Below are 13,232 nucleotides of genomic sequence, written 5' to 3' on the forward strand. Positions count from 1 at the left end.
GGTCAGCTCTCCTCGCGCGCGCCGGTGAGGCGCGCGAACAGCAGTCGGTATCCGAGGTACAGGCTCAGCGACAGCAGCACCTGCACCGAGGCCAGCACGGCCGCGCCGGGCAGGTCGAAGGTGACGATGCCGCGGGTGTAGATCAGCGCGGGCAGCGTGATCACGCCCTTGGCGCCGGTGAACAGCACGATGCCGAATTCGTTGAGCGTGAGCAGCAGCACCAGGCTGCCGCCCGCCGCCAGCGCGGGCCACGCCTCGGGCAGCACCACCTGCCGCAGCACCCGCCACGGCGAGGCCCCGAGACTGGACGCCACATCCAGCTGTTCCCTGGGCAATTGGGCGAACGCCGCCAGCAGCGGCCGCACCACGAACGGGGTGAAGAAGGTGACCTCGGCCAGGATCACGCCCCAGGGTGTGCTCAGGAAGTCCAGCGCCGGCTGCGTGCCCCCGGTGATCCGATCGATCAACGCGTTCACCGCGCCCGCCGTCCCGTACAGGAAGGTGAACGCCAGCGTCACCAGGAACGACGGCAGCGTCAGCACCGAATCGATGAGCCGCCCCACCACCTGCGATCCAGGAAACGGCACGAACGCCAGCACGATCGCCAGGAACGTCCCCAGCGCCACGCACCCCGCCGTCGAGCTGACCGCGATGGTGACGGTGCGCCACAACGCGTTCCGGAACGACTCCTCGGCCAGCACCTTCGACCAGGTCCCGACCCCTCGACCGGACTTGGTCTCGGTCGACTCGAGCAGCACCCGGACGATCGGATACACCGCGATCAGCAGCACCACCAGCACCGGCGGCAAGGTCCACAGCACGGGTCGCCACGACCGTCCGGCCTTCCGGGCCTCGGGATCGGAAGGTGCGGAGGGGGATTCGAGCAGTGCGGTCATGCGCGCACCTCGGGTTCCGCTGCGGCGGAGGGGGTCCCGATGCCCGGTGGGATCAGAACACCCGCCGGGTCGGCGAAGCGGACGCCCACGTGGTCGCCGGGGGCGATGTCGGTGTGGCCGAGGACGTCGGCGGCGAGCGCGGTGGGCAGGCCCGCGATATCGAGGTGCAGGCGGGTCGAGGCGCCCTTCCAGACGCTGGTGATCACGGTGGCGCGCAACGCGTCTCGTTCGGTGAGCGGGACGACGCGGACGGTGTGGGGACGGACGCAGAGCTGGGCTTCGGCGTTCGGGACCCAGTCGGGGCGGCCGACGCCGGGCGGCGGAGCGTCGGCGCGCAGCGTGTGCTCACCGGCGGTGACCAGGGCCGCGGTGCCGGAGACGTGCTTGACCTCGCAGTCGATCAGGTTCGCGCCGCCGAGGAACGACGCGGTGAACCCGGTCGCGGGCCGCTGCCACAGGTTGCGGGCGGTGTCGATGTCGACCAGCCGGGCGTCGCGCATCACCGCGATGCGGTCGGCCAGCGCCAGCGCCTCGGACTGGTCGTGGGTGACGTACAGCATCGCCGTGTCGGGTAGCGCTCGGCGCAGCTGCTGGAGTTCGCCCAGCATGCTCTGCCGCAGCTGCGCGTCCAGGGCGGCGAGCGGTTCGTCGAGCAGCAGCACCTTGGGCCGGATGGCCAGCGCGCGCGCGATGGCGACGCGCTGCTGCTGCCCGCCGGACAGTTCGCGCGGCAGCCGGTCGGCGTAGCCGCCCATGCCGGCCATCTCGAGGGCTTCGGTGACGCGCCCCCCGATCTCGTTGCGCGCCACCCGATGTGCCTTCAGCCCGAAGGCCACGTTGTCGCGCACCCGCATGTGCGGGAACAGCGCGTAGGACTGCACCACCACCCCGATCCCGCGCTTGGCGGGGGACAGGTCGGTGACGTCGCGGCCGGCCAGTCGCACCGCGCCCGAGGTGGGCCGGACGAATCCGGCCAGGGCCTTGAGCGCGGTGGACTTGCCGGAGCCGCTGGGCCCGAGCAGCGCCACCGTTTCCCCCGCGGCGACGCGCAGGTTGAAATCGGCCAGTGCGACAGTCGATGTGCGACCGCGGCCGTAGGTGACCCCGACCCGGTCGAACACGATGGCCGGTTCGGCGGTGGTGTCGGTGACCACCGTGGATGTCGTCAACGCGGAGGACATGGCTGCTGCTCCTGTGGGTGGGTTAGCTACCGGTGGCCTTGGTGTAGGCCGCCAGGTCGGCGTCGAGCTCGTCGAGGACCTTGGTCCAATCCGGGTGCAGGACCTCGACGTTCTTGATCACCTGCGCGGGCGACTGCGCGCCGGCGGCGGACGGCGCGGCGTCCTTCAGCTCCTGGCGGGCGGGCACCGCGTAGGCGTCCGGCAGCGCCTTCTGCGCGTCGGCCGACAGCAGGAAGGTCATCAGCTTCTTGCCCGCGTCCGAGTGCGGCGCGCCCTTGGCCAGACCCATCAGGTAGGGCACCGCCACGGTGGACTGCTTGCCGCCCGCCGCGGCCGGGAAGAAGACGTTGAACTTCGAGCCCTTCTCCTTCACGGTGGCCAGGTTCATCTGCACGTCGCCGTTGGCCAGCAGGATCTCGCCCTTGTCGACCTTGGCCTGGAGCTTGCCGGTGGAGGACGACGGGCCGACATTGTTGGCCTGCAGCTTGCCCAGGTAGTCCAGCGCGCCCTGCTTGCCCATCAACTGCTGCAGCAGGATCAGCACCGCGGTGCCGTCACCGGCCTGGCCGGGGGTGGAGTACTGCAGCTTGCCCTTGTACTCCGGCTTCAGCAGGTCGTCCCAGGTCAGCTTGGACGCGTCGACCGAGGGGTTGGCGATGAAGCACAGGTAGTTGCCCGCCAGCGTCACCCACTTGCCGTTCGCGTCCTTGTCGGTGGCCGCGACGGCGGCGGTGTCCACACCGCTGGTCTGCAGCAGACCCGACTTGTCGGCCTTCTGCATGAACGGCGGCAGCGTGACGACCACGTCGGCCTGCGGGTTGGACTGCTCCTTGTCGACGCGGCTCACGACCTCGGCGGACCCGGCCTCGACCAGGTTGACCGCGATGCCGGTCTGGTCCTTGAACTTCGCGAACTGGGTCTTGTACCAGTCGCCGACGCCGTCGGCGGAGTAGACGGTGACCGTCTTGTCCCCGGAGTCGCCGGCGCCGGTGCCGCCGCAGGCGGTCAGGCTGAAGGCGACCGCGGTGGCGGAGGTCAGGATCAGGGCGGTCCGGGCGATGGTGCGTGCGAGGCGGTTGTTCGGATTACGCACGGTGACTGCAACTTTCAGTTCAGGGGAGGTGACGGATCGTAGGAACTGGGGGGGATCCGCGGCCCCGGCGAGGCGCGCCGGGGCCGCGGAATTCTCTAGCCGCGCTCGGCGAGCAGCAGCTGCGCGAACTCGGTGACCGAGGGCAGCACGTGGGTCGCGCCCGCGGCCCGCAGCTGCTCCTCGGTGTGCGCGCCGGTGAGCGTGCCCGCGACGATGCGCGCGCCCGCGGCCAGACCGGTGGCGATGTCGCTGGACGTATCGCCCAGCACCGCCACGCGATCCACGGCGTCGATCTCCAGGCGCAGCACCGCGGTGAGCACCATGTCCGGGTAGGGGCGGCCGCGACCGGCGTCGGAGGGCGCCAGGGTCAGATCCGCGATGTCGTTCCAGCCCAGCGCGTTCAGCAGCTTGTCCTGCGTCTCGCGGCTGAAGCCGGTGGTCAGCGCCACCTTGATCCCGGCGGCCCGCAGCGCGGCGATGGCTTCGGCGGCGCCGGGAATCGGGGTCACCCCGGCCGCCTCGGCGAGCTCGGTGTAGGCGGCCTCGAAGGCGAGGTTGGCGGTTTGCGCGCGGTCCTCGTCGCCGAGCAGCGTGCGGAAGCACCAGATCTTGGACTGACCCATGGTGTCTCGCACGAACGTCCGGGCGGCCTCGCGCTCCGGGCCCTCGGTGGGCACGCCCGCGGCGGTGACGGCCACCTCGAACGCCTGCTCCACCAGCCCGTCGTCGGCCACGGTGGTGCCCGCCATGTCGAAGACGGCGAGTTCGATCTGCTTGTCGGACACGATGATTCCTTAGGTGAGGTTCGGTCAGAGCTCGAGGAGGTCGGCGGTCTGTTCGCCGAGCGCGGGGCCCAGCGTCATACCGCGTCCGCCCGGACCGGTGATGACCCACACGCCGTCCGCGGCCTGCGCGCGGGTGACGATGGCGCCCGGGTCGATGGACTGGCTGTACACGCCCGCCCAGCGCCGCACGATCGGCGGCAGCTTGCGGCCCAGCAGCTCCTCCATCACGCCGGTGAGGTGCTCGTAGGGGGCCTCGTCCACGTCGAAGGTGAACGGCTCGTCGTATTCGTGGGTGTCGCCGATGGTGAGCCCGCCGTGCAGACGCTGCACGGCCAGGAGCTGCATCTTGTGCTGGGCGGCCGTGAACGGCTGCGCCTCTTCGCGATTGAGCCGGTCCAGTTCCGGTCCGGCGAAGGCCGGGTAGTAGCGGAAGCTGTCGCCGTCGGCGATCGCGGTGGTGAGCGGTTCGCCCAGGGGAGCGGTCTGCATCATCTGCAGGCGCACCCGGCGCACCGGGAGGTCGCCGGCCAGTTCGCGGGTCAGGCCGGTGTGCGCCGCACCCGGGCAGACCAGGACCAGGTCGCCCTCGTGGCGGCGGCCGCGATCGTCGATCACGGTGGTGCCGGTGACGGTGCGCGCCTCGGTGCCGGCGAAGAAGCTGTAGCGCCCGCTCGCCTCCAGGTAGCGGCGCAGCGCGGGCAGCGCCTGCCGCGACTCGACGGCGGCATCGGTCGAACAGTGCAGGCCCGCGAGGAATTTGCCGCGCAGCGCGGGGTTGAGCGCGCGCACCCGCTCCGGGTCGAGCAGTTCGAAGCCGCGTTCGGCGGCCGAGGGGTGCGCCACGGCGGCCTCGGCGACCGCGAGCTCGTTCTCGCCGCGGACCAGGGTGATGGAGCCCGCGGGCCGGAAGCCCACGCCCGGCACCTTGCCGCCGATCTCCTCCCACAGCTGCCGGGAGCGCAGCGTGAGATCCAGTTCGTTCGCGCTGCGCCCGGATACCCAGACGAGTCCGAAGTTGCGGACGGTCGCGCCGCGCGCCTCCACCTCGCGTTCGAGGTGGACGACGTCGTGGCCGCGCCCGATGGCGGCGAGAGCGTGGGCGGTACCGAGGATCCCTCCGCCGATGATGACCAATCGCATGGATGTCATCGTGGGCAATGGTCTAGACCTACGGGTGTTTCGTGTGGAAACGGTAGGTTAATAATTGGTATAGACCAATCCTGTGTACGCTGGGGGCATGGATACGAGGGAGGCCGCCGGGGTGGAAGACCAGGCGGGGCCGGGCCGTCCGGCGGCCGGAACAGCCGGCGCGGGAACCGATTCCGCGGCCGCCGGGCGCATGCCCAAGTCGTACCGGGTGCGTGCCGAACTGGAGGCGCTGCTCGGTGAGCTCTCCGAGGGCGACCCGGTGCCGTCCGAGCGCGAACTCGCGCTGCGCTGCGGCGTCGCCCGCGAGACCGTGCGTCAGGCGGTGCGAGAACTGCTGGTGGAAGGGCGGATTCGCCGGCAGGGCCGCGGCACCGTGGTCTCGCGCCCGAAGATGGTGCAGCCCTTGTCCTTACGCTCCTACACCGAGGGTGCGATCAAATTCGGCCGCAAACCGGGCCGTCTGCTCGTCGACTGGTCCGACGTCCCCGCCGATCCGGACACCGCCCACGATCTCGCCGTGAAGCCGGGCACCCCGGTCATGCACCTGGAACGCATCCTGCTCGCCGACGGGGAACGCATCGGCCTGGAGAGCACCTGGATGCCGTTGCACCGCTTCGCCGTCCTGCGCGAGTTCTACGACCCGCAGACCTCGCTCTACGTCGCCACCCGCGGCATGGGCGTGGTGTACGCGGTCGCCACCGAACGCATCGAGACCGTCCTGGCCTCCCCGCGCGAGGCCGCCCTGCTGGAATGCACGACCGCCCTGCCCATGCTGCTGCTGCACCGCCGCAGCGTGGACGGGGAAGGCGTGCCGATCGAACGCGTGCGCTCGCTGTACCGCGGCGACCGGATCGCCTTCCAGGCCAGGCTCACCGACTACTGAGTTCGCGGTCAGCCCAGCTGCGGAGCCACTTTCGCGCCCAGCAGCTCGATGCTGTGCAGCACCTTCTCGTGCGGCAGCGTGCCGACGCTGGTGTGCAGCATGAACCGGTCCAGTCCGAGGGTGTCGCGCACCTCGGCGATCTTCTCGCCGACGTAGTCGGGCGTGCCCACGAACAGCGACCCGCTCTGCGAGCGCAGCGCGTCGAACTGGTCGCGGGTCATCGGACCCCAGCCGCGCTCACGCCCGATGCCGGTCATGGCCCGCGCGTAGGAGCCGTAGAAGTCCGCCACCGCCTGCTCGTCGGTGTCGGCGATGTACCCGTGCGCGTGCACCGCCACCGGCTGCGGCTCGTGCCCGCCCTCGGCCAGTGCCCGGTGGTACAGGTCCACCAGCGGCTTGAACCGCGCAGGCTGCCCGCCGATGATGGCGATGGCCAGCGGCAGGCCCAGGAGTCCCGCGCGCACAACGGATTCGGGGCTGCCGCCGACGGCGATCCACACCGGCAGCGGCCGGTTCTCGGTGCGCGGGTAGACGATGGCGTTGTCCAGCGGCGCGCGGAACTTGCCGGACCAGGTGACGGGTTCGTCCTCGCGGATCTTCAGCAGCAGCGCGAGCTTCTCCTCGAAGAGCTCGTCGTAGTCGGTGAGGTCGTAGCCGAACAGCGGGAACGATTCGATGAACGAGCCACGCCCGGCCATCAATTCGGCGCGGCCGTTCGACAGGCCGTCCAGGGTCGCGAAGTCCTGGTAGGCGCGGACCGGGTCGGCGGAGCTGAGCACGGTGACCGCGCTGGTGAGCTGGATGCGCTCGGTCCGCGAGGCGATGGCGGCCAGCACGACCGCGGGGGAGGAGGCGGCGAAGTCCTTGCGGTGGTGCTCGCCGACGCCGTACACGTGCAGCCCGGCCTGTTCGGTGGCCACGGCCTCCTCGACCACCTGCCGCAGGCGTTCGCCGGCGGTCGGCACCGGCCCGTCGCCGCCGACGGGATGCGTTTCGGCGAATGTCGTCAGTCCCAGTTCCACGGCCGTTGCCCTTCTCGAGTCTTGTTGCCAAGTCAACCGACAGGATAAACGGACCGTGGTCCGGAAGAATTCCCGCGTGCCCCGGACCTGGGAATCCCACCATTCGGACCGGCAGATAGTCTGGTACCCATGTCTGTGCGCACCCGCAAGCCCCTCGCACCCGGCACGCAGTCGCCCATTCGCGAGGTCCCCAAGAACATCGAACGGCCGGAGTACGTCTGGAAGAAGACGGTCAACGAAGGCCGCGAGCCCTGGGTGCAGACCGCGGAGACCATCGACAAGATGCGGATCGCGGGCAAGATCGCCGCGCAGGCCCTGGAAGAGGCGGGCAAGGCCGTCGCGCCGGGCGTCACCACCGACGAGCTCGACCGGATCGCCCACGAGTACATGCTCGACCACGGCGCGTACCCGTCGACCCTGGGCTACAAGGGATTTCCCAAATCCTGCTGCACCTCGCTGAACGAGGTCATCTGCCACGGCATCCCCGACTCGACCGTGATCGAGGACGGCGACATCGTCAATATCGACGTCACCGCCTACATCCACGGCGTGCACGGCGACACCAACAAGACCTTCCTCGCCGGTGACGTGGACGAGGAGGTGCGCCTGCTGGTCGAGCGCACCGAGGAGGCCACCAAGCGCGCCATCAAGGCGGTCAAGCCGGGTCGCGCGCTCAATGTGATCGGCCGCGTCATCGAGGCGTACGCCAACCGCTTCGGCTACGGCGTGGTCCGCGACTTCACCGGCCACGGCGTCGGACCCACCTTCCACTCCGGCCTGGTCATCCTGCACTACGACCAGCCCGCCGTGGAGTCGGTCATCGAACCGGGCATGACCTTCACCATCGAGCCCATGATCAATCTGGGCGGTATCGACTACGAGATCTGGGACGACGGCTGGACCGTGGTCACCAAGGACCGCAAGTGGACCGCCCAGTTCGAGCACACTCTCGTCGTCACCGACGAGGGCGCAGAGATCCTGACGCTGCCGTGAAAATCGCCATGCCCCAGCGGGGCGTCACCACGCGCGGCATCGGCTCCCGCGGCCCCCGTCGCAAGCCCTCCCGTGTCCTCCCCCCGAACCCCCGGGACGAGGGCCTGGGCGCCCTGCGCGCCACCATGCGCCGCCACGTCGAACTCTCCGCCGGTCGGCCGGTCGACGACGCCGAGAAGCAGGACGTCGTCGCCGACACCCGCGGCGATTACGACAACCGGGACGCCTACACCAGCAGCGGCCGCGACCACTACGTCTACCGCCCGCGGGCGGAGTACAGCACCCGGTGAGTCGGCGCGCGTGAAGGGTGCGCTGCTGGTCGCCGGAACCACCTCCGACGCGGGCAAAAGCGTTGTGGTGGCGGGGCTTTGCCGGATGCTGGCGCGGCGCGGGGTGCGGGTCGCGCCGTTCAAGGCGCAGAACATGTCCAACAACTCCGTCGTCACCCTCGACGGCGGGGAGATCGGGCGGGCGCAGGCCTTGCAGGCGCGGGCCTGCGGGCTCGAACCCAGCGTGCGGTTCAATCCGATCCTGCTGAAGCCCGGCAGTGATCGGCGGTCGCAGCTCGTGGTGCGGGGCAAGGCCGTCGACACCGTCGGAGCCAAGGACTATTTCCGGCATCGGCGGGAACTGCGAAACGTGGTCGCCGAGGAATTGGCCGCACTGCGCGACGAATTCGATGTGGTGATCTGTGAGGGCGCCGGTTCACCCGCCGAGATCAATTTGCGGGCAACCGATCTCGCGAATATGGGATTGGCGCGCGCCGCCGGACTTCCGGTCGTGGTGGTCGGCGACATCGATCGCGGCGGCGTGCTGGCCCACCTGTTCGGCACCGTCGCGATTCTGGAACCCGAAGACCAGCAACTGATCTCGGGCTTCATCATCAACAAATTCCGTGGCGACGTGGACCTGCTGCGGCCCGGCCTGGATCAGCTCACCGCACTCACCGGCCGCCCCACGCTCGGCGTCATCCCCTTCGCCGAGGACCTGTGGATCGACGCCGAGGACTCCCTCGGCACCGTCGCCGACGCCCCCGTGGGCCGCTCCCGGCCGCCACTGGGCCGCGACTGGCTGACCGTGGCCGCCATCCGCTTGCCGCGCATCTCCAACTCCACCGATATCGAGGCCCTGGCCTGCGAGCCCGGCGTCTCGGTGCGCTGGGTCGATGACCCGTCCCGCCTGGCCGGGGCCGACCTGGTGGTGATCCCCGGCAGCAAATCCACCGTCAGCGACCTGGAGTGGTTGCGCCGCACCGGAATCGCCGACGCCCTCACCGCCCGCGCGGCCGCGGGCGGCCCCATTCTCGGCATCTGTGGCGGCTACCAGATGCTGGCCCGCACCATCGTCGACCGCGTCGAGTCCGACGCGGGGACCGTCGCGGGCCTGGGTCTGCTGGACCTGGACATCGAATTCGCGGATCCGAAGGTGCAGCGCCGCTCCGGCGGCCGGGTCCTGGATCGCGCCGGTGACACCGATCTCCCCGTGCACGGCTATGAGATCCACCACGGCCGCGTCACCCGCACCGCCGACCGGCCCTGGTTCGAGCTCGACGGCACTCCGGAAGGCAGTGTGCGCGAGTCGGTGTGGGGCACGCACCTGCATGGGGCCTTGGCGGCGGACGAGTTTCGCCGGGCCTGGCTGCATCAGGTCGCCCAGCGCGCGGGTCGCACCGGTTTCGTTGTCGCCGAGGACGTCTCGGTCGACGAGGTGCGCGCGTCCCAGCTCGACCTGCTCGCGGATCTGATGGAGAAGCACCTCGATCCGGAGGCGCTCGAGCGTCTGATCGACGCCGGCGCGCCCCTCGATCTCCCGACCCTGACCGTGGGAAAGTGACCCCGGTCACAGTAATCCGACCGACTGGCGGTCGGCCTCCACACCCCTCCTGTAGCGTGATCGACCATGGAATCTCGGCGGATCACGGTCGGTGACCGCGAGTGGGCGGTGCGAGTCGGCGGGCCCGACACCCGGCACCACGTCCTGCTGCTCCCCGATGCGGGTGATCCGGCCGATGTTTACGACCAGGTCTGCGAACGGCTGCAGACCTCGGACCTGCACACCATCGCCTTCGAGTCGATCGACGGCCTCGACGCCGCGACGGTGGTCGACATCCTGGGCCGGCTGAAGGTCCCCTACGTCAACCTGGTCGGTATCGGCGCGGGCGCGGAACTGGCCTGGGAACTGGCCGCCCGCCACTTCAGCCATTTCATGAGCCTCATCGTGGCCGGTGGCGGCCACCCGGCGGTGCCCGGTGTGGACGGCACCGTCCGCGACGCCTCCTGCCCGCCGGTGGAGATCCCCACCACCCTGCTGGCCACCAAGCCCTTCCCGCGCGAGGTGGCCGAGGGCTCGGCCCGGTTCGTCTACGGCGAATTCCGGCTGGTCCCCATGGATGTCACCGCCGTGGCCGCCGAAGCGGGCCACGAACTGGCCACCGAGGTCGTGCTACGCACCAGCTTCTGGTGAGCCGGCGGCCGCGACGGGCCTGGAGGCGGTAGCCTCCGCCGCTGCTTCGGCCTGCCACCTCAGCCAGGAGTCCAGTTCCCGCAACGCCTCGGTGCGCGGCTTCTCCGACGACAGGAACACGTCGTGCCGCGCACCCTCGATCGGCACGATATTGGTGCGCGTACCCAGACAGCCCGACCAGCGCTGGATCTGCCGCACATCGAGCACCACGTCCGACACATCGGCGGCGGGTCCGTAGTTGCGCATGAACTTGGTGACCTTGGAGCGCAGGATCAGCGCGGGCACCCCGATGTCGAGCCCCTTGTGCAGCCGCAGGTGCCCGCGCCGGATGGCGCGTAGCCAGCCCGCGTGAACGGGGAAGCCGCTCAACGGTTTCCAGTCCAGGTTGTAGTCCCACTCACCGGCCTGGGTGTGGTGCAGGCTGTCGCCGTAGCTGGTGGACACGCCCAGCGGGAGCCGGGCGAAAGCCCGCAACCGGCCCAGGCCCTCGACCAGCGGCGTACCCACCGAGCGGTAGTAGCCGGGCCCCTGCAGGTCGAACCAGGGGCTGTTGAGCACCAGTCCGGTGATGCCCTGCGCGCGCACGCCGCCCGCGGCTTCGAGCCGGTTGAGCCACAGCGAGGTCACCAGACCGCCGGTGGAGTGGGCCATGATCAGTACCGGCAGCTCGGTCTCGGCGCGGATGACCTCGAGCGAGCGGTTGAGCTCTTCGTCGTAGAGGGCCAGGTCGCTGACATAGTGCGGGGTCTGCCCGGCCCGCGTGGAACGCCCGCATTTGCGGAGGTCCAGCGCGTAGAAGGTGTAGCCCTGGGCGGCCAGGTGCTGGGCCAGGTGTTCCTGGAAGAAGTAGTCGGTGAAGCCGTGCACGTACAGCACGGCTCCGGTCGCGGCGGGGGCGTCGGCGGGGGTGTAGCGGACCAGGGTGGCGACGGCGTCGCCCTGACCGTCGGGGTCGGGGCCCATCGACAGCGTCAGCTGCTGGTAGTCGGCGCCCAGGACGTCGGGCTGCCAGGCGGTGGTCGAAGACGTGGTGGAGGACGTTTCGCGGGTCACCCGCTCAACATAGACCGCGGTGCGTAGATGTCTATTTGGGAGGGATCTCTCACATTCGGGGATTTCGAAGCGGGATTCGGGAATGGTCAGGGGCAGAATTGAGTCCAAGTGAACGACGGGTAACCTAACCCCCACCTGGTGACCCAAAAAAGACAAGGAAGTCGATCCCCGCCGTGTCGAACGCTGCCACGATTGAAAAGACCGATGTAGTACTCATCGGTGCCGGCATCATGAGTGCCACCCTCGGTGCCCTTCTTCGTCAGGTGCAGCCGGATTGGTCGATCACCGTCTTCGAGCGCCTCGAGGCCGCGGCCGCCGAGAGCAGCGACCCGTGGAACAACGCGGGCACCGGCCACTCGGCCCTGTGCGAGCTGAACTACACGCCGCGGAACGCCGACGGCTCGGTCGAGATCGCCAAGGCCATCGACATCAACGAGCGCTTCCAGGTCTCGCGCCAGTTCTGGTCCTACTCGGTCGAGAACGGCGTGCTGGCCAACCCGTCGAACTTCATCAACCCCATCCCGCACGTGAGCTTCACCCACGGCGCGGACGGCGTCGAATACCTGCGCAAGCGCCACGAGGCGCTGTCGCGGCATCCGCTGTTCGAAGGCATGGAGTTCATCGACGACGCCGACGAGTTCGCGCGGCGACTACCGCTGATGTCCAAGGGTCGTGACTTCTCCGACCCGGTCGGCCTGAACTGGACCGACTACGGCACCGACATCGACTTCGGTGAGCTCACCAAGGAACTGCTGGCCTACCTGGGCGCGTCGGGCGCGGACATCGCGTTCGGCCACGAGGTGGTCAACCTGACCAAGCAGTCCGACGGCTCCTGGCTGGTGAAGGTGCGCAACCTGCGCAGCCACAAGGTTCGCGTCATCAACGCCAAGTTCGTGTTCGTGGGCGCGGGCGGCGGCGCGCTGCCGCTGCTGCAGAAGTCCGGCATCAAGGAGATCCGCGGTTTCGGCGGCTTCCCGGTGTCCGGCCTGTTCCTGCGCTGCACCAACCCGGCTCTGGTGGCACAGCACGAGGCCAAGGTGTACGGCCAGGCCTCGGTCGGCGCGCCGCCGATGTCGGTGCCGCACTTGGACACTCGCGTCATCAACGGTGAGAAGGGCCTGCTGTTCGGCCCGTACGCCGGCTGGACGCCGAAGTTCCTCAAGGACGGCAAGCTGACCGACCTGATCAAGTCGGTGAAGCCGAACAACCTGTTCTCCATGCTGGGCGTCGGCGTCACCGAGATGGGCCTGGTCAACTACCTGGTCGGTGAGCTGCTCAACTCGCAGAACGACCGGATCGGCTCGATGGAGGAGTTCATCCCGCGCGCCGACGGCGACGACTGGGAGCTGATCATCGCCGGTCAGCGCGTGCAGGTCATCCGCCGCAAGGGCGCGGGCGGCGTGCTGGAGCTGGGCACCGCGGTCGTCGCGGCCGAGGACGGCACCATCGCCGGTCTGCTCGGCGCCTCGCCGGGCGCGTCCACCTGTGTGAGCGCCATGCTCGACGTGATGAAGAAGTGCTTCCCGCGCGAATTCTCCACGTGGGAGCCGAAACTGAAGGAAATGGTGCCGTCGCTGGGCGTCAAGCTCTCCGAGAACCAGGCCCTGTTCCGCGAGGTGTGGGACTGGTCCACCAAGGCCCTGCAGCTGGACGCCGACAACACGCCGAAGCCCGCGGGTATCGCTTCTCACGCGGAGATGTGATAGCAAGACGC

General features: G+C 69.6%; 13 protein-coding genes. 6 read left to right on the forward strand and 7 right to left on the reverse strand.

The window, feature by feature from the left end:
* Positions 1-2: 2 nt before the first annotated feature.
* From ACQPYY_RS10390 to ACQPYY_RS10410, 5 genes are all read right to left on the reverse strand, one after another.
* Positions 3-896 carry a 2-aminoethylphosphonate ABC transporter permease subunit gene (locus ACQPYY_RS10390; protein ID WP_433593575.1) on the reverse strand — a complete coding sequence of 298 codons (894 nt, stop codon included), beginning with the start codon at positions 894-896 and terminating at the stop codon, positions 3-5.
* Positions 893-2,077, reverse strand: a complete 1,185-nt coding sequence (locus ACQPYY_RS10395; protein WP_433593576.1) for an ABC transporter ATP-binding protein — start codon at positions 2,075-2,077, stop codon at positions 893-895. Before ACQPYY_RS10395 ends, ACQPYY_RS10390 begins: the two co-directional genes overlap by 4 nt.
* Before the next feature lie 22 nt (positions 2,078-2,099).
* A complete protein-coding gene (locus tag ACQPYY_RS10400) occupies positions 2,100-3,170 on the reverse strand; it encodes a 2-aminoethylphosphonate ABC transporter substrate-binding protein (protein ID WP_379101973.1) in 1,071 nt (356 codons plus the stop codon).
* Positions 3,171-3,265: 95 nt separating this feature from the next.
* Positions 3,266-3,955: a phosphonatase-like hydrolase gene (locus ACQPYY_RS10405; RefSeq protein ID WP_433593577.1), complete on the reverse strand. Its 690-nt coding sequence runs from the start codon at positions 3,953-3,955 to the stop codon at positions 3,266-3,268.
* 24 nt (positions 3,956-3,979) lie between these two features.
* Positions 3,980-5,095, reverse strand: coding sequence for a TIGR03364 family FAD-dependent oxidoreductase (locus ACQPYY_RS10410; RefSeq protein ID WP_433593578.1), 1,116 nt, complete (start codon positions 5,093-5,095; stop codon positions 3,980-3,982).
* 199 nt (positions 5,096-5,294) lie between these two features.
* Here ACQPYY_RS10410 and ACQPYY_RS10415 point away from each other — a divergent pair, with 199 nt between their 5' ends.
* Positions 5,295-5,987 carry a GntR family transcriptional regulator gene (locus ACQPYY_RS10415; protein ID WP_379102220.1) on the forward strand — a complete coding sequence of 231 codons (693 nt, stop codon included), beginning with the start codon at positions 5,295-5,297 and terminating at the stop codon, positions 5,985-5,987.
* Positions 5,988-5,995: 8 nt separating this feature from the next.
* Here the strand turns inward: ACQPYY_RS10415 and ACQPYY_RS10420 are convergent, their stop codons facing one another.
* On the reverse strand, positions 5,996-7,009 hold the full coding sequence (locus ACQPYY_RS10420) for an LLM class flavin-dependent oxidoreductase (RefSeq protein WP_433593579.1): 1,014 nt from the start codon (positions 7,007-7,009) through the stop codon (positions 5,996-5,998).
* Between the two features lie 129 nt (positions 7,010-7,138).
* Here ACQPYY_RS10420 and map point away from each other — a divergent pair, with 129 nt between their 5' ends.
* From map to ACQPYY_RS10440, 4 genes are all read left to right on the forward strand, one after another.
* On the forward strand, positions 7,139-8,002 hold the full coding sequence (map, locus tag ACQPYY_RS10425) for a type I methionyl aminopeptidase (protein WP_379101984.1): 864 nt from the start codon (positions 7,139-7,141) through the stop codon (positions 8,000-8,002).
* Positions 7,999-8,292 carry a hypothetical protein gene (locus tag ACQPYY_RS10430; RefSeq protein ID WP_379101986.1) on the forward strand — a complete coding sequence of 98 codons (294 nt, stop codon included), beginning with the start codon at positions 7,999-8,001 and terminating at the stop codon, positions 8,290-8,292. Before map ends, ACQPYY_RS10430 begins: the two co-directional genes overlap by 4 nt.
* Before the next feature lie 10 nt (positions 8,293-8,302).
* The gene (locus ACQPYY_RS10435) at positions 8,303-9,835 is read left to right on the forward strand and encodes a cobyric acid synthase (protein WP_433593580.1); all 1,533 of its coding nucleotides are present in this window, start codon (positions 8,303-8,305) and stop codon (positions 9,833-9,835) included.
* 66 nt (positions 9,836-9,901) lie between these two features.
* Positions 9,902-10,465, forward strand: a complete 564-nt coding sequence (locus ACQPYY_RS10440; protein ID WP_379101990.1) for an alpha/beta fold hydrolase — start codon at positions 9,902-9,904, stop codon at positions 10,463-10,465.
* On the opposite strand, the gene ACQPYY_RS10445 is transcribed toward ACQPYY_RS10440, so the two are convergent.
* Complete coding sequence (locus tag ACQPYY_RS10445; RefSeq protein WP_433594611.1) at positions 10,445-11,428, reverse strand: alpha/beta hydrolase; 984 nt, start codon at positions 11,426-11,428, stop codon at positions 10,445-10,447. The two genes, ACQPYY_RS10440 and ACQPYY_RS10445, sit on opposite strands and share 21 nt — an antisense overlap.
* Positions 11,429-11,691: 263 nt before the next feature.
* On the opposite strand from ACQPYY_RS10445, the gene mqo reads away from it, so the two are divergent.
* Complete coding sequence (gene mqo, locus ACQPYY_RS10450; RefSeq protein WP_433593581.1) at positions 11,692-13,221, forward strand: malate dehydrogenase (quinone); 1,530 nt, start codon at positions 11,692-11,694, stop codon at positions 13,219-13,221.
* Positions 13,222-13,232: the final 11 nt, after the last annotated feature.

Source organism: Nocardia sp. CA-145437 (assembly GCF_050956485.1).
In the GTDB taxonomy this organism is placed as follows: domain Bacteria; phylum Actinomycetota; class Actinomycetes; order Mycobacteriales; family Mycobacteriaceae; genus Nocardia.

What these genes read in the sequence shown, in the direction of transcription:
- ACQPYY_RS10415 (WP_379102220.1), top strand. Translation starts at nt 5,295, where the DNA reads ATGCCCAAGTCGTACCGGGTGCGTGCCGAACTGGAGGCGCTGCTCGGT.
- ACQPYY_RS10445 (WP_433594611.1), bottom strand. Translation starts at nt 11,428, where the DNA reads ATGGGCCCCGACCCCGACGGTCAGGGCGACGCCGTCGCCACCCTGGTC.
- ACQPYY_RS10390 (WP_433593575.1), bottom strand. Translation starts at nt 896, where the DNA reads ATGACCGCACTGCTCGAATCCCCCTCCGCACCTTCCGATCCCGAGGCC.
- ACQPYY_RS10410 (WP_433593578.1), bottom strand. Translation starts at nt 5,095, where the DNA reads ATGCGATTGGTCATCATCGGCGGAGGGATCCTCGGTACCGCCCACGCT.
- ACQPYY_RS10395 (WP_433593576.1), bottom strand. Translation starts at nt 2,077, where the DNA reads ATGTCCTCCGCGTTGACGACATCCACGGTGGTCACCGACACCACCGCC.
- map (WP_379101984.1), top strand. Translation starts at nt 7,139, where the DNA reads ATGTCTGTGCGCACCCGCAAGCCCCTCGCACCCGGCACGCAGTCGCCC.
- ACQPYY_RS10440 (WP_379101990.1), top strand. Translation starts at nt 9,902, where the DNA reads ATGGAATCTCGGCGGATCACGGTCGGTGACCGCGAGTGGGCGGTGCGA.